This window comes from Celeribacter ethanolicus (genome assembly GCF_002407265.1).
Taxonomy (GTDB): Bacteria; Pseudomonadota; Alphaproteobacteria; order Rhodobacterales; family Rhodobacteraceae; genus Celeribacter; species Celeribacter ethanolicus.
The window spans coordinates 107,484-130,779 of the sequence record NZ_CP022197.1 but is presented as its reverse complement, the minus strand read 5'-3'; the positions used below and the strand labels follow the sequence as shown (position 1 = coordinate 130,779).

The following is a 23,296-nucleotide window of genomic DNA, read 5'->3' as shown; positions in this document are numbered from 1 at the left end:
GGGCGGGCCAGATTATCCTTCGGCGTAGCTCGAAAAGACTTCCGTCGACCCGTCCTTGCGGATGAGGAAGACATCATAGGCCTCGCGGTCGTCTTCTGGCCCCATGCCGGGCGAGCCATAGGGCATCCCCGGAACAGCGAGGCCGACGGCGTCCGGGCGCTCCTCGAGAAGGCGGCGGATGTCAGCGGCCGGTACATGGCCCTCGATCACGTAGCCGTCAATGAGCGCGGTGTGGCAGGAGACCATGCGCTGCGGCACGCCGTTGTCTAGCTTGAAGCGCACGAGAAGCCCGCCGAACATGTCCTGGCCGGTCGGCACAAACCCGTTCTCTTCGAGATGGTTCATCCAAGACAGGCAACAGCCGCAACCGTTCGTCTTGCGGACCTCGATCGCCGTTGCCTCTGCGAGAACCTGGGCCGCTGGTAACAGGGCGAGGGTGATTGCCAGAGCTTGGGTCATGCGTTTCATGGGTCAGAGCCTTTCGGTTGTCGTTTCGGCAATCTCGCTGCCGAGGTTTTCATTCAGAAGCGCGCGCGCCTCGGCCAGACGCGAGAGCGCGGCGGTATCATCCGCTTCGCTCTCGGCTGCTTCGGCGAGCCGGTCGTCAGTGAGGGGGTCAGTCGGGCGCCCATCCACGAGGACTTCGTAGTGCAGGTTCGGACCTGTCGCCGTGCCAGTCGCGCCGACGCGGCCGATCACATCTCCCGCCGCAACGCGTTGGCCTTGTGCCAGGTCTTCCGGCACGGCGCTCAGATGCGCGTAGCGCGTCATGGTGTCGGAGCCGTGCGAGATTTCGACCACACGGCCATAGCCACCGCGCCAGCCAATGAAACTAACCCGCCCCGGTGCCGTCGATTGAACCGGTGTCCCACGTGCCGCTGCAAAATCGACGCCGGTGTGCATCCGGACGTTGCCAAAGACCGGATGCGTGCGGCGCCCGAACACCGAGCTGAGGCGCGCACCCTCGACCGGCTGTGCGAAGACGCGCAGCACCTCGCCATCGACGTAGATCGTCGCCTGACCGCTGCCGTCGTCAGGCCATACGATCTCGTAGAGCGAACCGCCGATGTCCAGTGCGGCGAAGGCGAGTTCGGGCTGTCCGATCCTGTCCTCGCCGACCCGCGCCTCACGCCAGAGAAGCCTTAGTGTTTCGCCGCCGGCCATCTCGCGGCGGAAATCCACGGTCCCACCCAGCATCTGCGCAAGGTCCACGGAAAAACGGGCGGGTATGCCGGCTTCGTCGAGTGCCGCGAAGATCGAGCTGTCGATCACGGCTTCGCCGGCAAGGGTTACGATCTCCGGATCCGGAGCCACGACCTGTGTGGACAACTGCTCGCCGAAAACCACCTCGATCCGAACCCCGTCCTCGACGGCGACTGAGACGGTGCGGGGGCTGCCGTCCATGGTCGAAGCAACAGTGACCGAGTGCCCCGGCCGCAGCCGTCGCAGATCGTATTCCGCGCCAAGCGCGAGGGCAACTTCGGCTCTGTCAGGTGCCGCAAGACCGGCCTCTGACAGCAAGAAATCGAGCGTTTCGCCCGGAGCAATGTCGCGCGACCACGTCGACAGGGGTGGCTCGATCGCTTGCACCGGCCTGTCGGCAAACGCGGCCTGCAGAAGGGGCAGCGGGCTGAGGTCGGGTGCATCGTCTGCCCATGCCGCCGCGGGCAGCGTCACGGGGATGTCAACGTTCTGGGGGGCTTCAGGACCTTGGGGCATCCAGCTACCTGCCTGGGCAAGTTCCGGCGGCACGGGTTCTTTCGACATGGAATCAGAGATGGCGATAGCCGCTCCCGAAACCGTCCCCGCAATTGCGACACAAGCCGCCAAAGTTCTGAGCCTCATGTCGCCCCCTCCATTTCTTCTTCCAGCGCGCGGCGGATCTTCGGCACCGCGAATTCTTTGGGCTCGTGATAGTCGATCATGGTGACGAATCGCCCAGAGGCTGCGAACAGGAAGACGCTCGCGGTGTGGTTCATCGTGTAATCGCCGCTCTCCGCCGGTACTCGCTCGTAGGTGGCGCGGAAGCCGTCCGCGACGCGCGCTATCTGCTCTTCCGGTCCCGTCCAGCCGCGGATCGCCGGATGGAAGTAGCCGACATATTCGGCCATCGTTTCTACAGTGTCGCGCTCGGGATCGACCGTGATGAAAACCACGTTCATCTCGTCGGCCTCGTCTCCCAGATCGTCGAGCCATCCCGAAATGTCAGAAAGCGTGGTCGGGCAGACATCGGGACAGTAGGTGAAGCCGAAGAACGCCATCGTCGGGCGACCGATCAGGGTTTCCGGCCCGACCGCGTTGCCCTCATGATCCGTCAGACGGAAGTCCATCTCGGTAAGGGTCACAGGCCGCTGCCCGACAGGTGCGGGTGCACCGGGTCCGTCGACCCGCCACCAACCGACGAAGAGCATCAGGGCGACCGCCCCGACACCAGCCGCGCCGTACCCCAGGATCGCCCGTCGCTGCATCAGTCCTCTGGCCCCCGCGCGGCGATGCCGAGGATCGGAACCTCGACCGTCACTTCGCCTCCGTCGTCGAAAAGCAGTGTCAGCGGAAAAGTGTCCCCTTCCGTCATTGGTTCTTGCAGCCGCATCAGCATTGCGTGCAGGCCCCCCGGTTCGAGCGCGATGCTCTCGCCCGGGGCGATCGCGATCTCCCCCGCCGGGCTCATGGAACTCACACCTTCGGCATTTGTCTTCGTCTCGTGAATTTCGGGCATCATCGCGAGCGGTGTTGTAAGGCCGATCAGCGTCACCGGCTCGTCGCCAGTGTTGCGGATCGTCATGTAAGCGGCCCCGGGACGGTTCATCCCGATGGAGGCGCGGGACCACGCGTTCTCGACGACAACATCCTCGGGTCCGGCCAGCGCGGGCACTGAGAGCCCTCCTAGGGTCAAAAGCGCGGCCAGTGTGCCAGTCAAAATATACTTTTTCATCGTTCTGATCCTGCCCTTTCCATTCAGCTTTGCGCGGCAGCGACTTCGGCGGCCACCAGACGACGCAACTCTGCCTCCCCGAATGGATCGAGCGGCTTGCCGTTCACAAAGAATGTGGGCGTCTGGCGAATTCCCACGGCCTCGACGTCAGCACGATCTTGGTTAAGGATCGCCACGACACCGGGTGCCAGCATTTGCGTGCGGGCGGCCTCGGCATCGAGCCCGGCCGTGGCGGCGATCTGAAGGATCAGGCCGGGCTCCGGGGCACCGTGCGACGCCCATCTCGGCTGTTCCCGCAGAACGGCCTCGAGCACCGGCATGTAAACGTCCTGCATGCGCGCCGCCTCGAGCACGCGGATCGCTTCCTCGGATGCCGCGCCGTGGAAAGGCGTGTAGCGGATCACGACGCGGACAGCATCCCCATGCTCGGCCATGATGTCCTTCACGATGGGATGAAAGGCGCGACAGGCCTCGCAGGCCGGATCGAAGAATTCGACGATCGTGACGGGCGCATCCGCAGGCCCGAGGATGGGCGAGTAGGGGCGGATCATCGCCTCCGCAAGTTCCGGAGCAACGGGCTCCGCTTCGGCCACTGGGCCGGGGCGGTTTGCAAACCAGGTGGCTCCGCCGAAACCGGCGGCGCCGAGGGCAAGAACGGACAGGATCAGGCCGCGTCGATTCATGTTCGTGTGTCCTTTAATGAAAGGGCCGACAGCGCCCCGATCAGCGCGAAGGCGGCGAGCGCCATCAGCGGGATAGGGATGCCGAAGACCAGTTGGTTGTCATCGGTGCAAGAGGGGCCGGTGGCCGTGCAGGGCTGGACGCGTTCGGGAACAAGACCGACGTACAGCCCCATGTGCCAGAGGGCGATTGCGCCGCCGCCAAGCGCCAATGCGATGCCGTAGCGCCCCACGCGGCCGTCCCGCCACCAAAGGCCGAGCCCGAGGACAATGGCCAAGGGGAACATGAAGGCGCGCTGGAACCAGCACAGCACACAGGGCGTCTGCCCCAGCACCTCGCCGATGAAAAGCACGGCAAGCGAGGCGACGAGCGCGATGATCCACGCCAGCCCGAGGGCTGTTTCTCCGGACATACGGTTCATGTCGGTCAGATCCTCTCTTCCAGATTGGCGAGGATCTCTTCGGCGGAGGTGCCGTAGGGCCACGAGTCGGCGAAGCCCGCGTCGGGATCGAAGAGGAACAGATGCGACGTGTGGCCCATCGTGTAACCATCCGGCGCCGCAGCCTCTTCGACGCGTTCGAAGAAGATCGGAAAGGTCTCGGATGTGGCGGCGATCTGTTCCGGCGTGCCGGTCAGCCCGATGATGCCCGCATCGAACAGCGGGACGTATTCGGCGAGTGCTGCGGGCGTGTCTCGTTCAGGGTCGATTGTTATGAAAATCGGCTGGACCTTGGCGGCATCGTCGCCCAGACCGTCCATCACCGCCGCGACCTCGGATAGGGTCGTCGGGCAGACGTCGGGGCAGTTGGTAAAGCCGAAAAAAACCAGCATCCAGCGCCCCGCAAAGTCCTCCTCGGTTCGAACCATACCCTGGTGGTCCGTCAGTTCGAACTCAGCGAAAAAAGGCGGTTCGGCGTCGGTTCGGGCGCTATCGGCACGATAATCGGACCATAGCAAAAGCCATACGAAGGCAAGCGCTGCCACGCCTGCCAAAACCCAAAGAAACTTCTGTGCCGATGTAAGGGACAATCCTGTTCGCCTGATTTTGATTCTTATTGCTTGTGCGGATACATCCTCTAGCTGCTAGAGGTTCAAGCACGAAATCATGGTATAGCTTGAACTCACGCGTCTGTGAATCCGACACTTGTCTATTCCGACGGCAAAACCTACACAAACTGTATCTTTTTCATGGAGGCGAAAATGCTCACGATCGGTACTCTGTCAAAGAAGACTGGCACAAAAGTGCAGACCATCCGGTACTACGAACAGATCGGACTCATGCCCGAACCTGGCAGGACCGAAGGCGGACAGAGGCGCTACGACAATGCACAGCTTGATCGACTGTCCTTCATCCGCCACTCGCGGCAACTCGGCTTCTCGCTCGATGCGATCCGCGAGCTGCTCGACCTCAGCGACCATCCCAATCGGCCCTGTGATGAAGCTGATGCCATCGCGCGTCGCCAGCTCAAACAGGTGGAGCAGCGCATGGCCCGCCTGAAGGCGCTGCGCACGGAACTGAAACGCATGGTTCACGAATGCAGCGGCGGGCGGACGGGAGATTGCAAGGTGCTTGAGGTGTTGCGGGACCATTCGGAATGCTTGACCGAACACGAGGAAATCGGGGCCTGAAGGAATTCAGCCAACATTCCGGCTGGAACGCAGATCAGCCGCAGAAGTTAATGTGTCGTACAACACAAGCTGGAACCACAAAATGGCCGCTAGACAAGATTCAATGGAGAGACGGACGCTTTGGATCGTTCTGGCGCTCAATATCGGTTTGGCCGTGGCCTTTTTCGCAACAGGCGCCTTCGGCGACTCAAGTGCCCTGATCGCCAACGGGCTCGATAACCTCTCCGACAGCTTCGTCTACGCGATCAGCCTTTTCGCTTTGTCCCGATCCGCCAAATGGAAACGCGGGGCGGCGAACGTTTCCGGCGGGCTGCTGATCCTGTTCGCTGCAGGCATCCTCTACGATGCGTGGCGCCGCTACATCGGTGGGTCAGATCCGCTCGGGACGATCATGATTGCAATGGCCCTGATCGCGGCGGCTATCAACGCAGTCTGCGTTTGGCTGCTCGCTAAGCTCAAAAATCCAAACGTCAATATCCGCGCGGCCAACACCTTCAGTTACAACGATTTCGCCGCGAACCTCGGGATCGTCGTGGCCGGTGGCCTCGTCGCTTGGCTAGGAACCAACTGGCCGGACCTTGTCGTCGGTGTGATCGTCGCCGGGATCGCGGCCTGGGGCGGTATCGACATCCTGCGCGACGCACACGGCGAACACCACAAAGCGGTTCACACGGACAAATAGTTGCGGGAGATTCTTTCTGAAAGAAAGGATTGAAGCTATAGTGACTATAGCAATTAGTCTTGTTCCAAGACGATTCGAGGAGCGACCCGTTGCAGATGACCGACCCCCTACTTGTACCCACCAAACTACTGGATTTTGATGCCGCGCCTCTTGCGCGTCTAATTGAGAACCGCAGCTGGCGCGGCTTATCCGAATACGATCGGATCGGAGCTGCCTATGATTTCGTTCGGAATGAAATCGCGTTCGGATACAATCGAGCTGACGACATCCCCGCATCCGAAGTGCTTTCCGACGGCTATGGGCAGTGCAATACCAAAGGCACGCTCTTGATGGCGCTGCTGCGTGGTGTCGGCATTCGTTGCCGGTTGCATGGGTTTACGATCCACAAAGGCTTGCAGCGCGGTGTTGTCCCTGAGCTGGTGTATCCGCTTGCTCCGCAGGAAATTCTCCACTCATGGGTCGAGATCGAATTTCAAGGTGCCTGGATCAACCTTGAAGGCTTCATCCTGGATGACGCTTTCCTCGATGTCCTGCAAACGTCATTCTCGGACACAGAAAGTCTCTGCGGTTATGGCGCGGGCACGGATTGCCTTGGCGCGCCTCCCGTCGCCTGGAACGGAGAAGATACCTACATTCAGAAAACCGGCATTGTGCAAGATTTTGGCGTGTACGATACGCCGGACGCCTTCTATTTGTCCCATGAGCAATCCTTTGGGTGGCTGCGTGGTGCCCTTTACCGTCATATCATCCGCCACTGGATGAATGCGCGCGTACGTGGTTTCCGCAGCGGCCGCCTCAAGACTGACCGACGCGCGACACACGCGCATGAGGAGCCTGCCAATGCCGCATGATCATGGGCACGCGCATATCGAACCGGATTCTGGCGATCGGCGGGTTGCCATCGCGATCTGGGCGAACGGGCTTCTTACCGTTGCGCAGATCGTCGGGGGCATATTCTCGGGTAGTTTGGCACTGATCGCCGATGCGCTGCACAACTTTTCCGATATGGCCTCGCTTGTCATTGCCTTCGCCGCACGCAAGATCGCGCGCCGCCCGGCCGATGAGCGCATGACCTTCGGCTATGGTCGGGTCGAAATCGTCGCGGCCCTGATCAACTACACCACCCTCATCGTGATCGGCTTCTATCTGATCTACGAAGGTGGCATGCGCATGATTGATCCACCCGAAGTCATGGGGTGGACCGTCGTCATTCTCGGTGGAATCGCGCTTGTGGTCGACACGCTGACCGCAATGCTGACCTATTCGATGCAGAAGGGGAGCGTGAACATCCGCGCGCTTTTCCTGCATAACCTGTCGGACGCGCTTGCTTCGGTCGCGGTTATCGTCGCTGGGTCGATGATCATCCTTTACGACATGCGTTTGGTCGATCCTACCATCACCATCGGCATCGCGATCTACATCCTGTATCTGTCTTTCACTGAAATGGGCGGCCCAATCCGAACCCTGATGCTCGGGAGCCCGCCGGACATCGACAACGAGGCCGTCGTCGAAGCGATGCGGAAAGTCGAAGGCGTCGCCGACGTCCACCACGTCCATCTCTGGCAAATGCAAGAGCACGAGGCTGCGCTCGACTGCCATGTCGTCGTGGCAGCCGAAGGGTGGTCGAAGATTGAAGAGATCAAGAGCGCGATCAAAAAGCGGCTGAAGGAAGAATTCGGCATCAGCCATTCCAGCCTCGAATTCGAGCACGAGGATCGCGCTCATCAGAACGCCGATCTCTACTGTCACGGCAACGCAAGTGAAAAGGAGAAGACCAATGTTCAAGGAAACGCTGACCGAGCGTGATGATGTCATCGGGCTCGTCTGCGAAGGCAAGTTGACGGAGACAGAATTCAAGCAAATGCACGCGCTGCTTCATGAGCGTCTTGGAACAACCGATAATCCGGGTCTGGTTCTCGACCTTACAAGTTTCGAGGGCTACGAAGAGCCTTCGGCGATGCTGGAAGATCTGAAGGTCGACACCGCCCACGTGAACGATTTCGGTCGCATAGCGGTTGTCGGAGAACGCAGATGGATGGAATGGGGCGCACGGGTGGTCAACCTACTGACGGGCTCCGAGATGCAGTGGTTCGAATCCAGCGATACCGAGTCCGCAATTGCGTGGGCGCGTGACGGGTAGCCAGCGATTCTGCAAGAAAAGGATTCTGGCCTGGAAATTGACATCACATCAGATGCTTCACGATTAATGGAGGATCGGAACGATCTAAATGTAGTCAGCAACATTTGTCTGCTCGGATGAAAAAATCCGATGAAGTTTGATGTCGACTTTAGGCTGCAAAATAAGTCCCTACGCGCTGAATTCTTCGAAATTTAACATAAACTTCATTATCTGCCGATTTTCTGTACGCGGGGGCAGAGCCTTCCCGGATCCAAAGCTTGGCAGGTGAATCTACCTGGATATCTCCCCTGCCAGCACCGCTCGTCCGTGCACCGCCAACGTCGCTGAAAACCTCTGGCACCCAAACTCGTGGATCACATCGAGTACACGCGCTTCGTAGGCAGTGTATCCGATCAAGCGACACAAGTCGGACGCGTGGAACTGGCGGTTCGAAGTTGGTGCGGCTTGCATCTGTCTCAGCAATTCGCGCTCTTTGGGGTCCGTTATTGGTCTCGCGGGCGGCTTGACCGCGGGACGAGTTGGAGTTCCCGACGAATTTCGCCACCGGCGCATGAAGCCAAGCAGGAAGCCGGCCGGCACCCTGCCGTTGCCTCGGGACCGATTGAAGGCGAGGAAGCGATCCCAGATGACCTGGGTGTCGATGTTCCAGCAGGGCAACGTGGCCTTCGCTGCTTTGATGAGCTCTGCCCAACTGGTCTGAAAAACGTTCGAACTCGCGGTGATGTCGATCAGTCCTGAGAAGATAGTTTTGTTATTATTATCTCTAGATAGTGATGTGTCACCTTCACCTGACACGAGATCATGGGTTTCACTCTCCTCGTCGAAGGCGGAAAACCGAAAGATCCAGGGCGCGAACTTTCCATTCGGCTTTGCCCGCTCGAGCTGCAACTTCGACGTCTCAAGTTCGCTCAATAGAACCGAAAGATATTGTCGTGAAACACCCATCTTCTCCGCCAGGGCCGAGAGGGTGAAGGCTGCCGTTCCGCGCGACAAACCGTTGTAGCCATCCTTCCAGGCGATGGCATCGAGGATGAGGGTAGCAAGCTTGTGCGCAGCAACAGAGAGATTTGTCTGTGTGATCCGTCGCAGGATCAGGCCGGTCGTAGGTTCCATGGTCGAGGTCTCCTTGGAGAACCGACGCCATGTCGTGAGACAACAACATTCTTGCCAGCAAAACAACTTTGCTGGTTGCGGGTGTTTTAGCGGTGCGCTAGGAAACTCTTGTTCACGGAGTTTTCTAGCACGGCGTCAGGCTTCACGGTCTGGCGTCGTCTCCTTTTCGGGGGTTTTGCACAGCCTTCCGTGCGGGGTTGTCAGGACGCGCGCGGTAATACCGCGCGCAGATTTTGTCAGTAGCGAACCTCTTCAGAGCCATAGTTCCCGGCGTGATCACGCCAGTCGACGAAGACGGAACGGTAAAAGTAGCTGCCGCATCCATTCGGGATGCTCAGGCCGGATGCGGCTGGCACCTGGCCCACGGTGGATCTTGTCCATCGGTAGTCGCCCTGCACGCCGTAGGACCCCAATCGCGTCGAGTCGCTGCGATTGCAGTCGCCATCTCGGTTTTCGTGCTGGCGATACTGGATGTGATAGACCCGTATGCTGCGCACGAAATCAAAGGCGTCGCCCGAAATGTCGATGTCAGCTTGCTCATCTGCTTGGACGCGAACAAGGGGTTTCGAAGTCGATTCCTGCGGTTCGGGCGGATCGCGGAACGTGGTGTCATAAAGGCGTTCCATAGGCGACATCGGGCTGGGATCGTTGAACGACACACCCATCGGACACCGCCAGATTTGTAAGGGCGGCTCGATCGGCCATGGTGTGATCCGCCGAATGAAGACCGCTCTGGCATGCGCGCAGGGCGCGGAGGCAGGCCAGCCGCCCGCAAGGCAGAGGAGGATTGCACAGTCCACCTGATAGGCCTGAGCCGGACCTGACGAGGCCATTAGTCCGGATATGGTTAGTGCCGTGGCTGTTGCCACGCTGTGGATCACGTGCTTCATGATGCCGACTCCATCTATAATGGTGCAGCGATACGAAACAACATTAATGATAGCAAGGAGATTTGATTGATGGTTGCTTGCGACTGTTCGCTTGTGTCGCTTGACCGCTTCCAAGATCTGACGCCGGTTCTGGCTGCTTCTGCGTCTTGAAAGTGGCCAAAATTGCGGACCCCTTTCATGTTAGCTGCTAAACAAACGTCTGTTACAAAGGGGAAATTGGGTGTTCCAATGTGGCCGCGAAAGTGGTCACGGAAGGACAGATCGAATGAGCCCTCCAAACCGCGTGGCGCAGCGCTCCTGGCCTCGGGAAGGGCTGTATCGGGAAACTGCCCGGCCCGGCTCTCCGCATGGAATCCGGGAGCAGAAGGGCGGGAGCAGCCAGCGAGCCGATTTGGGGCCCAAGTTGGGATCGAGCATGAGCTTGAATATCTATGTCAGTATCTGATACGATTGAGCATGGATAGGAGAGTCTGATGCCAAACGTCCACCTGACCGAACCGATGCAGAAATATGTGCAGGCGCAGATCGAGTCCGGCGCCTACGCCAATCTGAGCGAAGTCGTGCGCGCCGGCGTAAGGATGCTGATGGAGAAGGATGGCGCCCGGCAGTTCTATGCCCTCAAGGCCGACCTAGAGGAAGCAGCCTCCCTGGCCGAAAATGGGGATTTCGCCGAGTTCGATGCTCATGCCTTCGAACCGGATGCATTTGATCGCTGACCCATATGATTATTCGACTTTCCGGTCGGGCCAGGGCCGACCTTGAAGAGATCCGTGCCTACACCGTCGAAACTTGGGGTAGGGACCAATGGCTCGTCTATTACCGCCAGTTGGTCAACGCCTTCGAGCAGATCACCGGGGATCCCGACCGGGGTCGGGACAGGAGTCTCTTCGTTCCGGGGTTGCGGTCCGTCAACTGCCAACGTCACGTGATCTTCTACAAGCGGCTAGATGCGGCGGATGGGGCGGCAGTCATCCTGCGCATCGTGCATCAGCGCCGCAACATGCCCGCGCTCGTCTACTACGAGGATCTCGACGGCGGTTAAGCCCTTGCGTTTCCTCATTTCAATGGCTCGACCAGTCTTCCATAGTCTTCACTGACCTCGTGAAACGCGCGTTGGCGCCCGCCATCGAGGCAACGAAAGTAGTCCTACACATCGGCAAAGTGGGTCTCAAAATCGCTCAAACCCGACCAATTTGAATGTTGGAAGCGCTAAGAATTACTGCTTCGATACCTGGTCATCACGCGAGCACTCAATGCCCATTGTGATCATGTTGATGTGGCTCGGTTTTTGTGCGCTGAAGAAACCAATGCTCAAAGATCAATACACAAGCCATGATCGCGAATGCGACCACTACAATCATTGGATCGCTCTGCCACTTTAGTGAAGCGAATACGGCAAGCACGATCGCGTCGAGACCGATTGCAGTCAACATGATCCATCCATGCGCAGAAAGCTCGGCCCTAAGGTTTCGGTACACTCCCCAGTGAATAACCATATCCATTACAAGGTAAAAGAAGGCCCCCATCGACGCTATTCGGCTAACGTCGAAGAGAATGGTCAGCAGGCTCGCAATCACTACTGTGTAGATCAGTGTATGGTCGCGGACTCCGCCTGACATCCCAAAATGACTGTGCGGGATCAATTTCATCTCTGTCAGCATTGCCAACATACGAGATACCGCAAAGATGCTGGCAATCACGCCTGATGCAGTTGCGATCAAAGCGAGCGCGACGGTCAGATAGAAGCCCGTTTCCCCAAGGGACGGTGCTGCCGCTTCCGCGAGCGCATAGTCTTTTGCTTCGACGATCTTGCCAAGCGGCAAGCTGCTTCCCACCGCAAATGCTACCAAGAGATACACCACTACGCAGACCGCCAATGAAATGATGATCGCGCGTCCGATGTTGCGGTGTGGGTCCACTATCTCGGCGCCGCTGTTGGTGATTGTCGTGAACCCTTTGAATGCCAGAATTGCCAACGCTGTGGCACCAACAAATCCGCTGAGACCCTGTGAAGCTGTTCCATCTCCTGTTGTGCCAAAAGTAAACCCGCCGGCCCAAAGCGCAGAGATCCCAAACAGAGTGATACCGCCAACCTTCAGTACCGCGAGCAACTGGGAAATCCAGCCTACAGAGCGGTTGCCCGAGATGTTGACGACATAGGCTGCGATAATGAGAGCAACGCCTATTGCCGGAACCAGTAAGCCATCTGGTGCAATGCCCAGTCCACGGAGCAAATAGTTTGCGAAGGTCCGTGCGACTAGGCTTTCGTTAATGACCATTGACAGAGCCATAAGCAAAGCCGCTGCAGCGGCTACGGCGGTTGGTCCATAGGCCTTTTGCAGGATCATTCCAATTCCGCCAGCTGACGGGTAGGCATTGGACATTCTTATGTAAGTGTAAGCGCTGAAGGCTGTAACGATGGCTCCAACGATGAACACAAGTGGAAAGGTAGGGCCGGCCAGTTCCGCAATTTGGCCTGTGAGTGCCAGAATTCCGGCGCCAATCATGACACCAGTCCCCATGGCGACGGCATCCCAAAGAGAAATGCTGCCCGCTTTATAGTCGCTATTCATCGTCGATCTGCTTTCTATTTTTGAGGGTCAAAAAGACAAAAGGCAGTGCTGTCACAACCCCAAGTCCTATCGTGATCCATTCAGCCGTTCCCCAATCCCCTGACATGGCCACAGCTCCAAAATGGGCAAGAACAAAACTCGCCGGCAAAATCCCGGCAAAAGTTGCCAGCATGAAGCGCCATAGATGAAGTTGGCTCAAGCCCGCAACATAGCTGATTGCATCGAAAGAAACGAATGGAAGCAGGCGGGACGCAAACACTGATAACATCAGAGCCTTTTGCGACCCCAACAGCCCGAACTCTGAATACTTACCCAAAAAACGCCGAACTGTGCTTCGACCGAGTTTTCGCGCGAAGACAAATGCGATTGTAGCACCGAGCTCCGAGCCTATGGCTACGTAGGCGGCTCCGAGATAGTGACCAAATGCAGCCCCGGCGGCAAGTGCGATTGGTGCGCTCGGTATGGGGCTTGCGACAATCGCGAGGGCCATGAGTGCAATAACCGCGAGGGGGCCAACGGCTCCGGCATTTTCAATATGGCGCTGCACTTCAGCCTGTGAAAAGGCGACCCCAAGATTGCTCAGAGAAACCGTGCCCGAAAAAAAACCGAAAGCTGCAAGAGACAGAACTGTTGCTATCGCCAAACAACCAATCAGGCGACCATATCCCCATGCTTGCACGATCATGTGACCGTGAACTGCGCCATCATTCCTCCATCTTCGTGTTCAAGGATGTGACAGTGATACATGAAGGGATTGGCGCGATCTGCCGTCTGCTCAAAGCTGACCAGGATATCGACTCGGCCATTTACGAGCACGGTATCCTTCCAGCCAGAATTTTGTATGCTTGGTTTCTTTCCGTTTTCGGCGAGCACCTGAAACCTCACGCCATGAACATGAAACGGGTGCATCATCATGTTTGAGGAGACTTGCCAAATCTCGGTCGCCCCCTTCGAAAGAGACAAGTCTATCCTCCCCATGTCGAAGGACTGCCCATTGATCGCAAACCGATCATTCGACCTACGCATCATCATGCCCATCCCCATTGGCATATCGAGTGTGATCTGACGTGTATTGACTGATCGGGCCTCACCGTCAGGCAGGACGCCGCCCAAGTCGGCGGGTATTTCCAGAATGCGGGCAGGAAGTCTCGCATCCACACCAAAGGGTACAACTACGAAGCTCCCCCCAGCAGTGCTCGCGCCGCCCATCATCCCACCCATCATCTGATTGGGATTTGCAGAGGATACCAGCGTGCCAGCCTCTCCTCCCGAAAAATCGACGAGGACTTCGTATCGTTCGCCGGGAGCGATCACGAGGGACTCAATGGCGACAGGTTGATTGAGATAGCCACTGTCCGTCGCGATGAGGTGCATCTCGCGACGGTCAGAAAACGATAGGGGATAAATCCTCGCGTTCGAGCCGTTGAGCAAGCGCAAACGGACAATACCGCGAGGGACGACAGCCTGGGTGCCTAGCTGACCGTTAACAAGAATGACATTGCCCATGAAACCCATCATCTGATCTGGCATAGACAGGCCATAATCGATGCGGCCCTGCCGGTCGAACCGGCGGTCTTGCAGAACCAAGGTCAAATCATCGACGCCGTATGAGATCGGGAGACCCCGAGCATCGTCCCGACCGTCATCAACGTGGATCACACCGGCCAATCCCCTTTGAACTTGTCGTCCGGTGTCACCATGAACGTGCGAGTGGTACCAAAGAGTAGCGGGTGGTTGTGTCAGATCCAGTTCGGGAAACCAAGTCGTGCCCGGTTCAATGGTCTGGTGTGGGCCGCCGTCAACTTCGCCGGGTATCAGCATACCGTGCCAGTGCACCGAGATTTTCTCTGACAGCGTATTGTCGATCTGTGCTTGCGTCGAAGCTCCTGCGGGAAGACGTAGCGTAGGCCCCAAAAAGGATTGGTTGAACCCCCAGGTCTCACCGCCGCCCAGTCCTGTAAAATCGGTCTTGCCCTTTTGGGCAGTCAGACGGAAATGCCGATCGCGGGTTGCGTCGAGCAATGGTGGCATAGCCAACGCCCTGACACTCCCCTGTGCGATGGCCGCCAGCGGACCTGTGGCGAACGGCAGGCCAGCCAAGCCGGCGATGAAGGCTCTACGATTTGTCATGGTATAGCTTGTGTCTCACGCTAGCTCACTTGGGAGGGCGGCCAGTGCGGCTTCTCTTGTTACTGTCGGCAGACCTTGCTCGATCCAGCCGGATCTCCCCGGGGCGCCAAGCATCCCGCCTACGGCGTCAACAAAGCCGGCAGCTTTCGCTTCACGCAACTTGCTCATTACGAGACCTGAGCGATGGCCGGTCCGACAAATCAGGGCGACCGGGCGTCCCGCAGCAAGATCGCGGGCGTCGAAGAGGCGCTCCCCGAACCGCGGATGGGTCATGTCGATTGGCCACGCCCCCTCCGCGACGCCGGTATCTTGCCATTCCTCGGGTCTGCGGATGTCCACAAGCCTTGCCAAATCGCTTTTCAGCGCATCATGGAGAGTATCGAGCGCCCATACGTCATGGTTGTCAGCCCAAGCTGGCGAATAGGCAAGCAAGGTGCTCGATGCGAACAGGCCAAAAGTTTGACGGCGGCTCAGCATGGTCTGCCTCCTCAGTTTAGTTTATGCATTATCAACCGCAGATCGCAGCATATCGCGCACCTGCGCGGCGACTTCGTGCAGCTTCTCATTCTCGACAGCGGCCATCGAAGCCACTGGATCAACAGCGCTGATTTCAGTGCCGTTTTCGACCGTCCGCAAGATCACATTGCAAGGCAGCATCGATCCTATACGGGGCTCCAGCCCAATGGCCTCCCATGCCATATGAGGGTTGCACGCACCCAGAATGCGGTATCCATCCATGTCGCGGTCAATCTTTTTCTTCATTGTTGCCTGTACGTCGATTTCGGTCAGTACACCAAATCCCTTTTCTTTCAGGGCTTCGCGCAGGCGCATCTCCGCATCATCAATCGCCGTATTGGGCAGATGTCTGTTGTAGGTATAACTCATTTTGAGCCCTCTCGATCTTGTTCAGGCAAACCCAAAGCACCGAACCGTTGACGGGCTTACCTGAATGGGGAATTTCTGAACGACGGGGTTCAGTTGTCTTCGTCCGTCATCATTCCGGGATTTGCGGCCATACCCTGTGCCATGTTGTCGGCAGGGGCGACCATTTCGCCTTGAGAAATCTGGCCGTCGCCATCAGCATCAAGCATCTGGAAACGATCGACCATGGTCTCGCGCATCGCCTTGGCGTGAAGCGACGCGAATTCGTCAATCGAGAGCGTGCCATTACCGTCGGCGTCATAGTCCGACAGCATCGACTGAAGGCCCTCATGCGCCTCTTCGGGAGACACCGCGCCGTTTCCATCCATATCGAACATTGACATCATGTTGCCCCCCATCATCGGGAACATACCTTGACCGGTTGTGCTTGGTCCCATCATGCTGCCGTTTCCGCTCATCATGCCCGAATGCATTTGCATCATCATGCGCATCATGCCGTGCATCATCTGAAGATGCTCGGCCATCTGACTGGGATCCATCATGCCGCCACCCATCATCATTCCGGGCCCGCCCGTCCCTGCCATCGGTTGAGCAAGTACATTGGGAGAGACGCTTTCACCGCCCGCAGCTTGGTGATGGCTGTCATCGGCGAGCGCAGCACCTGCTGTGAGAACGGCAACCAGAAGACCGGTAGAAACTTTTGTTGAGTAGGACATTTTGAAGCCTTTCCTTCTTTTGACCTCATACAACTTGGCATCAAACATTTGAATGTAAGGACGTACACCCGTGGATTTGTATCCGTCTGTCGCAATGGACAGGGGCTGATACAATTGGCGACAAAAAGGAACCTGACCGTCTGATTTCCAATGCTTTAGAAGGGCCCCATGCAACACGCGCCACATATTCTCGTCGTGGATGACCATGAACAGATCCGGAAAAGTGTAACCCGCTATCTGGAAAAGAATGGCATGCGAGCAACCGCTGCCAAGGATGCGGCGGAGATGGACGCGAAGCTGGCTGTCGGAAGCTTCGACCTACTGGTCCTGGATATCATGATGCCTGGCGAGGATGGCCTTTCCGTTTGCCAACGTCTGTCAAGCGAAGGGCGACTGCCGATCATCATGTTAACCGCGCTCGGTGAAGATGCGGACCGTATTGTCGGTTTGGAGATCGGTGCGGACGATTATCTTCCCAAGCCGTTTAATCCACGCGAACTCCTTGCGAGGATCAAAGCCGTCCTGCGAAGAAGCGAGCACAAAGAGGCCTTCACCGGATCTCTGAGCGGCCGCAAAGTCCGCTTTGCACACCTTACCTTGGATGTAGACCGGCAGGTGCTTCTCGACGACGCGGGACAAGAGACCGCTCTTACGGTCGCAGAATTCAAACTGCTGACGGTCCTTCTGGAGCGCCCTCGGATGGTGTTGAGCCGCGATCAGTTGCTAGATCTTTCTCAGGGCATTTCCGCTGGTCCGTTGGACAGGAAAATTGACAACCAGATTTCGCGCCTTCGGCGAAAGCTCGAGCCCGACATTCTCCGTCCACGTATTATCAAGACGATCAGAAGCGGCGGCTACTGCCTGTCGGTCGACGTCGAGGTGTCCGAATGATCTGGCGGCTCCTACGATCTCTCCGGGTCCAACTCGTTCTTCTCATCATTATCGCGTTGGGGATCGCACAGTTTGTCAGCCTGTGGCTCTTCGCCGATGAACGAAGCCTCGCCATACGGGCTGCTCTTGGGTTTGAGGCAGCTGGACGAGCGGCAAATGTTGCGCGCTTGATTGAAGAGGCACCCGCTGACCTGCGCCCATCAATTATCCGCGCGGCGAACTCGCCCCTTGTTCGCTTTGACCTCGGGACGAAGCCGCTTGTGCAACATAGCGACCATTCGGATGGCGGGTTGGTTGAAACCCGCGTCCGCGCACTCCTGAACGACAGCTACAGTCGCGACATTCGTGTGGAGCTTCACCAGATCCAAGGCGCGATCCTGCCGCTACCGAACCTTTCGCACGAAATGACCGAGATGCACTTGGCCATGATGCGAGGTGAACTGTCCGCAATCGAGATGAACCTTTCAATTTCGATCGCCGGCGGCCAGTGGTTGAACGTAAGTACGCGCTTTGAGCGTCCGCCGATCCAGTGGCCGCTTTATTCCATGCTGACATTTGGTCTGACGGCAATGGCCCTGTTGGTCGCAGTGAGCTGGTTTGTCATGACCGGACTGCTGGGCCCTCTGCGGCGATTGGCCTGGGCGTCGGAACGATTGGGGCGTGGAGAAGACATAGACGCGTTGCCAGAACGGGGACCCCAGGAGGTTCGGGAGCTGACCGCTGGTTTCAACCGTATGCAGGACAGGCTGACACGGTTCGTTGCCGACAGAACGAGGGTTCTGGCGGCCCTTGGACATGATCTTCGATCTCCGCTCACCGCAATGAGAGTACATTCAGAAATGGTAGAGGAAGACGAAACCCGAGAGAGTCTCGTCGCAACCGTCGAAGAAATGCAGTCGATGGTGGAAGCAACCCTTACCTTCGCGAAAGGTCTCTCAGGGAACGAACCAATGCAGGATGTTGACCTGCAATCGTTCCTAGAAGCTCTGCGGGGGGATATGGTCGTACCGTTTGTGCTCTCTGACGGCCCCGAAGTCACGGTTCGATTGCGCCCCAATGCCATTCGACGCGCATTGCGAAACGTGATCGAGAACGCGGTGCGCTACGGCGGGTCCGCAACCCTGGGCTGGATATCAGCCGAGGGGGAAATAGAAATTTCCGTCACTGACAGAGGGCCGGGGATTCCAACCGCAGAATTGGAACGCATATTTGACCCATTCTTCAGGCTTGAAGAAAGCCGATCTCTGGAAACCGGCGGGCATGGGCTGGGCCTGTCGATCGCAAGGTCCATTCTTCGTGCGCAGGGTGGGGAGATCAGTCTGGCGAACCACCCGGACGGGGGGCTTATCGCGACAATTCGATTGCCAGTTGCTGAAACATGAAATGACAGAAAAGGAAACCGACATGCTTAGACTTACCAACACAACCGCAGCATTCACACTGTTCGCGACGACCGCCATGGCGGACCCCGGCGGAGATTATTACGGCCACATGTGGGGCGGTGGATTTGGAATGCTGGGAGGGCTGATGATGATCGTGTTCTGGGGCGTGATTATTGCGCTGATATTCTTCGCCGTTCGCTGGTTCAGCGAAAAGGGCCGTGCCTCCGGGTCGAGCGCGCATGACATTCTCAGGGATCGCTTCGCGCGCGGTGAGATTGATGAAGAAGAGTATCGCAAGCGCAAAGCCGCTCTAGACGACTGAGAAAGTGATCACCAGTCGACCCCACTGCTAAAGATCGTGAGGCTCCTATGACCCCGGAACTCGGCCATTTTGTGCTGGCCCTCGCATTGGCGTTGGCCCTCGTCCAATCGACTATTCCTCTTTTCGGCGCGGCCCGGGGCAATCTTCTCTGGATGCGTTCGGCCCGGTCGACTGCTTTTGGGCAGGTCGTCTTCGTCGGACTTGCCTTTGCAGCCTTGATGCGCGCTTTTGTTGTCTCTGATTTCACTGTTTTGAACGTTGCGAACAATTCGCATTCGCTGAAACCAATGATCTTCAAAGTCGCGGCGACTTGGGGAAGTCATGAAGGATCGTTGCTTCTCTGGGTCTTCATTCTGACCATCTTCGGTGCTGCGGTTGCTGCTTTCGGCTCAAACCTACCGGAAACACTTCGAGCGCGAACTTTGGCAATGCAGGCATGGATCAGCGTCGGGTTCCTGTCCTTCCTTCTCTTCACATCCAATCCGTTCGAGCGCGTCTTTCCTCCGCCGCTTGATGGCGCTGACCTCAATCCTCTGCTCCAGGATATCGGCCTCGCGATGCACCCGCCTCTGCTGTATTTTGGATATGTCGGTTTCTCGATCGTCTTTTCGTTTGCAGCCGCAGCCTTGATCGAGGGACGGATCGACACAGCCTGGGCAAGATGGGTTCGACCCTGGACACTGGCCGCGTGGATCAGCCTGACTGCGGGGATAGCTCTGGGATCGTGGTGGGCATATTACGAACTGGGTTGGGGTGGATGGTGGTTCTGGGACCCGGTTGAAAATGTCAGTTTTATGCCCTGGCTTCTCGGGACAGCACTTCTCCATTCGGCGATTGTCACTGAAAAGCGTGACGCGTTCAAAAGCTGGACAATCCTACTCGCGATCTTGACGTTTTCGCTGTCACTCCTCGGCACATTTGTGGTTCGGTCTGGCTTGCTGACCTCTGTGCATGCTTTTGCCGTGGATCCGGAGCGAGGCCTATACATTCTTGGCCTGCTTGCGATTTCAATTGGTGGCTCACTTGCACTCTATGCGTGGCGGGCGCCAATGATGGAAGGTGGCGGGTTGTTTAAGCCGATTAGTCGAGAGGCAGGGTTGTTGCTAAACAACCTGATCCTGGCTACAGCGACTGGCACGGTTCTGTTCGGTACGCTTTATCCGCTGTTTCTCGAAGCCGTTTCTGGTGACAAGATTTCCGTCGGTCCGCCGTTCTTCAATGGCGCGTTCGTACCAATGATGCTCCCCTTGGTTTTTGTCATGGGTCTGGGGCCGTTTTTGTCCTGGAAACGAGCCGATCTCGTCGGAGTGCTTCAACGTGTCCGCTTCGTGGTGGTGCTGGCGGTGCTGGCAACGCTCGCAATTTGGTATTTCGCCAAAGGCGGGCCCGTGTTGGCATATCTTTCGATCCTCATCGCGCTTTGGTTGTTTTTTGCTTCCTTACGTGAATGGGCGCTGCGGGTTCGTTTGTTCGAGGTTCCGCTCCAGGAAAGCATCCGGCGTGCCCGCAATTTGCCCCGCGCGGCGCATGGAATGACGCTCGCTCATGCGGGAGTTGCGGTCTTGATGATCGGCATGATTGGCTCTTCGGTTTGGAAATCTGAAGAGATCGCATTTGTAGAGCCCGGCACGAGTGTCAACATTGCGGGATTTGATGTCACATTTGAAGGTGTGCAGCGCGTTCGTGGCCCGAACTATATTGCGGATCAGGGAACCCTGCGCGTCGAAAGGGGCGGCTCTTTCGTGACGGCTCTCAAACCTGAACGGCGCAGCTATCCGGTCGCACAAAGTACGACAACAGAATCGGCGATACGGTCAACCCTGGCGGGAGACCTATACGCTTCGATCACGGAACCCTCTCTGGACAAAGCCGAAGAGAGCGGTGCCTGGACTCTGCGTATTCTCTATGAGCCATTCGTCGGCTTGCTTTGGTTGGGTGCGGCCATGCTTGTCATAGGCGGCAGTCTGTCCTTGTCCGATCGCCGCTTCCGGGTCGGGGCACCCCAAAGCTCCAAGGCACGATCCACGAAACCGGTCGCAGCGGAGTGAGCAATGAAACGAGCTGTAGCGATTATTCCCTTGGTACTGGCAGTGATTGTCGGCGGATTTTTCTTGTGGGGCCTGAATCCCAATCGTGACCCAAGCGAGATTCCTTCGGTTCTCATTTCTCAGCCAGCTCCCTCGTTCATTCTCGGGCCGGTGCCGGGTCTTGATGTACAGGGACTGTCTCGGGAAAACCTGCTCGGAAACCCAACGCCAGTCGTCGTTAATGTGTTCGCTTCCTGGTGCGTTCCCTGTCGTGCCGAACACGCGGTTCTGAGCGCTTTGGTTGAGCGCGATGGCGTGCGTTTGTTCGGGATCAACTACAAGGATCAACCGGTAGACGCGGTCAATTGGCTTCAAAATCTCGGGAACCCGTACGAACGTATTGGCTTGGATCTGTCAGGTCGTGCCGGGATCGAGTGGGGGATTTCGGGTGTGCCCGAGACATTCATTGTCGGAGGCGATGGAACGGTGCTCTACCGATACGTCGGCCCGATCGTCGGTGAAGAGGCTGTATCAACCTTTCGCCAGGCTCTCCGACAAGCGGGTGTGTTAGAGGAGAGGAGCTGACATGCGTCGTTTTTTCCTTGTGTTGGCACTCATCATGCCAATGTCTGCGCAGGCTGTTGAGCCCGACGAAATCCTCTCCGATCCAATCCTCGAGGCTCGGGCACGGGAGGTTTCCAGGCAGCTTCGCTGCGTAGTTTGCCAAAATCAGGATATTGACAGCTCGAACGCCGGCGTTGCGCGCGACCTACGACTTTTGGTCCGGGAACGGTTGGTTGCGGGTGACACGAACGAAGATGCAATTGCTTTCATCCAAGCGAGATACGGCGATTACGTTCTACTGAAGCCTCCGTTTAAACCCGAGACCTACGCTCTCTGGTTTACCCCCCCACTCCTTGGGCTCTTGGCTCTGGGGATCGGTGGCGGCATCCTGATGGGCTCTCGAAAAAGAAAAAAAATCGCAGACCTGAGCGATGACGAGGAGGCCGAGGTCGCACGCATTTTCACTTCATCCAGCGAAGGGGACCACCGATGATATGGATTGCAATGGCAGTCCTCGCCTTGACTGCCTCAGGTATTGTTGCGGCTTCGGCGTGGAAGCCTGCCTTGGTGCAAGGTCCGGCCGAAGACAGGACTCTCGCAGTTTTGAAGGACCAGTTGTCTGAAGTCGATCGGGATGCTGAACGCGGCCTGCTTTCTGTCGCAGAGGCGCATGCGGCGCGACAGGAAATCAAGCGGCGGGTTCTCTCCGTGGGGAGAGTAAAAAACACCGGGGAATCCAACGGCGGCGGCAGGGTCATACTCATGGCTGCTGCGGTCTTTGTGCCGCTGTTCGCGGCGGGGTATTACAGTTTTGCTGGAGCGCCAAACCTATCCAGCATCGCTTTCGAGGATCGCCAGGCAGAGGTCGCGCAAAATCGTGAAATCGAAGCGTTGGCGCAGAAGCTATTGCAGCGGTTGCAGGCGGATTCAGAAGGCGGAGCCTTGGAGGGCTGGATGCTCCTTGGACAGACCTTCATGAAATTGGGCCGCGCTTCGGATGCCGCATCGGCCTACGAGCGTGCAACACAATCCATGAATGCCGATTCTGCTGTGTTTTCGATCTATGCGGAAGCTCTCATCGTTTCCGAACAGGGGATCGTGACACCCCAAGCGAAGCGGGCCATTGCAAGAGCACTTGAGCTCGATCCGACCAATCCTGCTGGAACTTTTTACGATGCTGTCGGGCTTGCGCAAGCGGGTGCGAATGAGCAGGCCTACAATCGTCTTCTCACGCGATTGGACGAAGTGGATGGGTTCGCACCCTGGATGGAAACATTTGTCGCGGAAGCAAACCGGATAGGTGCGGCACTGGGCCGAGCGCCTATCAGTTTGTCGGATTATGCTCCAGTAATGTCAGGCAATTCGCCCGGCCCCACTGCTGCAGATGTCGAAGCGGCCAGCCAGATGGATGATGTCGATCGAGATGCATTTATCCGATCCATGGTGGAACGTTTGGCAACACGCCTTGAGGCTGAACCAGACGATATCGATGGATGGATGCGTCTTGGCAGGGCCTACAGGGTGCTCGGCGAAACTGACCTCGCCTTGAACGCGTACAGTCGAGCCAAAGAGCTATTGGTGCCCGTTTCCTCCGAAGACCCGCGCCAAAGTGTCATTTTGCAGTCCTTGGAAGAACTCCAGTCGGGCCAATAGCCCGCGGAAGCTTCACTCGCGATGAACAAACCATGAGAGAGCACGAACGGCGTATGTGCACGATCCGACCTCACCCGAATGACTAG

29 protein-coding genes are annotated in these 23,296 nt (G+C 57.7%); 14 read left to right on the top strand and 15 right to left on the bottom strand.

Features of this window, described 5'->3' with window-relative positions; all coding sequences use genetic code 11:
* Positions 1-12: 12 nt before the first annotated feature.
* Genes CEW89_RS20520 through CEW89_RS20490 form a run of 7 tightly spaced genes read right to left on the bottom strand, consistent with a single transcriptional unit; the run spans position 13 to position 4,609 of the window.
* Complete coding sequence (locus tag CEW89_RS20520; protein ID WP_009573593.1) at positions 13-468, bottom strand: DUF411 domain-containing protein; 456 nt, start codon at positions 466-468, stop codon at positions 13-15.
* Between the two features lie 3 nt (positions 469-471).
* Positions 472-1,845: a M23 family metallopeptidase gene (locus tag CEW89_RS20515; protein ID WP_009573594.1), complete on the bottom strand. Its 1,374-nt coding sequence runs from the start codon at positions 1,843-1,845 to the stop codon at positions 472-474.
* Positions 1,842-2,468 (bottom strand): SCO family protein, encoded by a 627-nt coding sequence (locus CEW89_RS20510; RefSeq protein ID WP_009573595.1) that lies wholly within the window; start codon positions 2,466-2,468, stop codon positions 1,842-1,844. Before CEW89_RS20510 ends, CEW89_RS20515 begins: the two co-directional genes overlap by 4 nt.
* Positions 2,468-2,935, bottom strand: a complete 468-nt coding sequence (locus CEW89_RS20505) for a copper chaperone PCu(A)C (RefSeq protein WP_009573596.1) — start codon at positions 2,933-2,935, stop codon at positions 2,468-2,470. The genes CEW89_RS20510 and CEW89_RS20505 overlap by 1 nt, the downstream gene beginning before the upstream one ends.
* Before the next feature lie 23 nt (positions 2,936-2,958).
* Positions 2,959-3,618 (bottom strand): DsbA family protein, encoded by a 660-nt coding sequence (locus tag CEW89_RS20500; RefSeq protein ID WP_009573597.1) that lies wholly within the window; start codon positions 3,616-3,618, stop codon positions 2,959-2,961.
* Positions 3,615-4,037: a disulfide bond formation protein B gene (locus CEW89_RS20495; RefSeq protein WP_009573598.1), complete on the bottom strand. Its 423-nt coding sequence runs from the start codon at positions 4,035-4,037 to the stop codon at positions 3,615-3,617. Before CEW89_RS20495 ends, CEW89_RS20500 begins: the two co-directional genes overlap by 4 nt.
* Before the next feature lie 5 nt (positions 4,038-4,042).
* Complete coding sequence (locus CEW89_RS20490; RefSeq protein WP_038008468.1) at positions 4,043-4,609, bottom strand: SCO family protein; 567 nt, start codon at positions 4,607-4,609, stop codon at positions 4,043-4,045.
* Positions 4,610-4,816: 207 nt separating this feature from the next.
* Here CEW89_RS20490 and CEW89_RS20485 point away from each other — a divergent pair, with 207 nt between their 5' ends.
* From CEW89_RS20485 to CEW89_RS20465, 5 genes are all read left to right on the top strand, one after another.
* On the top strand, positions 4,817-5,245 hold the full coding sequence (locus tag CEW89_RS20485; protein WP_013959865.1) for a MerR family transcriptional regulator: 429 nt from the start codon (positions 4,817-4,819) through the stop codon (positions 5,243-5,245).
* A 103-nt stretch (positions 5,246-5,348) separates the two neighbouring features.
* Positions 5,349-5,927, top strand: a complete 579-nt coding sequence (locus CEW89_RS20480) for a cation efflux transmembrane domain-containing protein (RefSeq protein ID WP_009573601.1) — start codon at positions 5,349-5,351, stop codon at positions 5,925-5,927.
* A gap of 95 nt (positions 5,928-6,022) precedes the next feature.
* A complete protein-coding gene (locus tag CEW89_RS20475; RefSeq protein ID WP_009573602.1) occupies positions 6,023-6,778 on the top strand; it encodes a transglutaminase-like domain-containing protein in 756 nt (251 codons plus the stop codon).
* Positions 6,768-7,733, top strand: a complete 966-nt coding sequence (locus CEW89_RS20470; protein ID WP_096807338.1) for a cation diffusion facilitator family transporter — start codon at positions 6,768-6,770, stop codon at positions 7,731-7,733. The genes CEW89_RS20475 and CEW89_RS20470 overlap by 11 nt, the downstream gene beginning before the upstream one ends.
* On the top strand, positions 7,705-8,067 hold the full coding sequence (locus tag CEW89_RS20465; protein WP_009573604.1) for a SpoIIAA family protein: 363 nt from the start codon (positions 7,705-7,707) through the stop codon (positions 8,065-8,067). Before CEW89_RS20470 ends, CEW89_RS20465 begins: the two co-directional genes overlap by 29 nt.
* A gap of 270 nt (positions 8,068-8,337) precedes the next feature.
* Here CEW89_RS20465 and CEW89_RS20460 read toward each other — a convergent pair whose 3' ends face one another.
* Positions 8,338-9,180 (bottom strand): hypothetical protein, encoded by an 843-nt coding sequence (locus tag CEW89_RS20460; RefSeq protein ID WP_096807337.1) that lies wholly within the window; start codon positions 9,178-9,180, stop codon positions 8,338-8,340.
* Positions 9,181-9,416: 236 nt separating this feature from the next.
* A complete protein-coding gene (locus tag CEW89_RS20455) occupies positions 9,417-10,070 on the bottom strand; it encodes a hypothetical protein (RefSeq protein ID WP_040402907.1) in 654 nt (217 codons plus the stop codon).
* A 473-nt stretch (positions 10,071-10,543) separates the two neighbouring features.
* On the opposite strand from CEW89_RS20455, the gene CEW89_RS20450 reads away from it, so the two are divergent.
* Both CEW89_RS20450 and CEW89_RS20445 read left to right on the top strand, forming a co-directional pair.
* Positions 10,544-10,786 (top strand): type II toxin-antitoxin system ParD family antitoxin, encoded by a 243-nt coding sequence (locus CEW89_RS20450; RefSeq protein ID WP_009573607.1) that lies wholly within the window; start codon positions 10,544-10,546, stop codon positions 10,784-10,786.
* 5 nt (positions 10,787-10,791) lie between these two features.
* Complete coding sequence (locus CEW89_RS20445; protein ID WP_009573608.1) at positions 10,792-11,112, top strand: type II toxin-antitoxin system RelE/ParE family toxin; 321 nt, start codon at positions 10,792-10,794, stop codon at positions 11,110-11,112.
* A 208-nt stretch (positions 11,113-11,320) separates the two neighbouring features.
* Here the strand turns inward: CEW89_RS20445 and CEW89_RS20440 are convergent, their stop codons facing one another.
* The 6 genes from CEW89_RS20440 to CEW89_RS20415 form a co-directional block, all read right to left on the bottom strand.
* Positions 11,321-12,643 (bottom strand): APC family permease, encoded by a 1,323-nt coding sequence (locus CEW89_RS20440; protein ID WP_009573609.1) that lies wholly within the window; start codon positions 12,641-12,643, stop codon positions 11,321-11,323.
* Positions 12,636-13,328, bottom strand: coding sequence for a TVP38/TMEM64 family protein (locus tag CEW89_RS20435; protein ID WP_009573610.1), 693 nt, complete (start codon positions 13,326-13,328; stop codon positions 12,636-12,638). Before CEW89_RS20435 ends, CEW89_RS20440 begins: the two co-directional genes overlap by 8 nt.
* Complete coding sequence (locus tag CEW89_RS20430) at positions 13,325-14,773, bottom strand: multicopper oxidase family protein (protein ID WP_009573611.1); 1,449 nt, start codon at positions 14,771-14,773, stop codon at positions 13,325-13,327. The genes CEW89_RS20435 and CEW89_RS20430 overlap by 4 nt, the downstream gene beginning before the upstream one ends.
* 15 nt (positions 14,774-14,788) lie before the next feature.
* Entirely contained in the window at positions 14,789-15,250 is a 462-nt protein-coding gene (locus CEW89_RS20425; RefSeq protein WP_009573612.1) for a rhodanese-like domain-containing protein, read from the bottom strand.
* Between the two features lie 21 nt (positions 15,251-15,271).
* Positions 15,272-15,658, bottom strand: coding sequence for a DUF302 domain-containing protein (locus CEW89_RS20420; RefSeq protein ID WP_009573613.1), 387 nt, complete (start codon positions 15,656-15,658; stop codon positions 15,272-15,274).
* Positions 15,659-15,747: 89 nt separating this feature from the next.
* Positions 15,748-16,578, bottom strand: a complete 831-nt coding sequence (locus tag CEW89_RS20415; RefSeq protein ID WP_081423917.1) for an EF-hand domain-containing protein — start codon at positions 16,576-16,578, stop codon at positions 15,748-15,750.
* On the opposite strand from CEW89_RS20415, the gene CEW89_RS20410 reads away from it, so the two are divergent.
* The 7 genes from CEW89_RS20410 to ccmI are packed head-to-tail and all read left to right on the top strand — an operon-like array spanning position 16,540 to position 23,210.
* On the top strand, positions 16,540-17,262 hold the full coding sequence (locus CEW89_RS20410) for a response regulator (protein WP_009573615.1): 723 nt from the start codon (positions 16,540-16,542) through the stop codon (positions 17,260-17,262). The genes CEW89_RS20415 and CEW89_RS20410 overlap by 39 nt on opposite strands.
* Positions 17,259-18,644, top strand: coding sequence for an ATP-binding protein (locus CEW89_RS20405; RefSeq protein WP_009573616.1), 1,386 nt, complete (start codon positions 17,259-17,261; stop codon positions 18,642-18,644). The genes CEW89_RS20410 and CEW89_RS20405 overlap by 4 nt, the downstream gene beginning before the upstream one ends.
* Before the next feature lie 22 nt (positions 18,645-18,666).
* Positions 18,667-18,966 carry an SHOCT domain-containing protein gene (locus CEW89_RS20400; protein WP_009573617.1) on the top strand — a complete coding sequence of 100 codons (300 nt, stop codon included), beginning with the start codon at positions 18,667-18,669 and terminating at the stop codon, positions 18,964-18,966.
* A gap of 47 nt (positions 18,967-19,013) precedes the next feature.
* Positions 19,014-21,014, top strand: a complete 2,001-nt coding sequence (locus tag CEW89_RS20395) for a heme lyase CcmF/NrfE family subunit (RefSeq protein WP_009573618.1) — start codon at positions 19,014-19,016, stop codon at positions 21,012-21,014.
* Between the two features lie 3 nt (positions 21,015-21,017).
* On the top strand, positions 21,018-21,578 hold the full coding sequence (locus CEW89_RS20390) for a DsbE family thiol:disulfide interchange protein (RefSeq protein ID WP_009573619.1): 561 nt from the start codon (positions 21,018-21,020) through the stop codon (positions 21,576-21,578).
* A 1-nt stretch (position 21,579) separates the two neighbouring features.
* A complete protein-coding gene (locus CEW89_RS20385; RefSeq protein ID WP_009573620.1) occupies positions 21,580-22,050 on the top strand; it encodes a cytochrome c-type biogenesis protein in 471 nt (156 codons plus the stop codon).
* Entirely contained in the window at positions 22,047-23,210 is a 1,164-nt protein-coding gene (gene ccmI / locus CEW89_RS20380) for a c-type cytochrome biogenesis protein CcmI (RefSeq protein WP_009573621.1), read from the top strand. The genes CEW89_RS20385 and ccmI overlap by 4 nt, the downstream gene beginning before the upstream one ends.
* Positions 23,211-23,296: the final 86 nt, after the last annotated feature.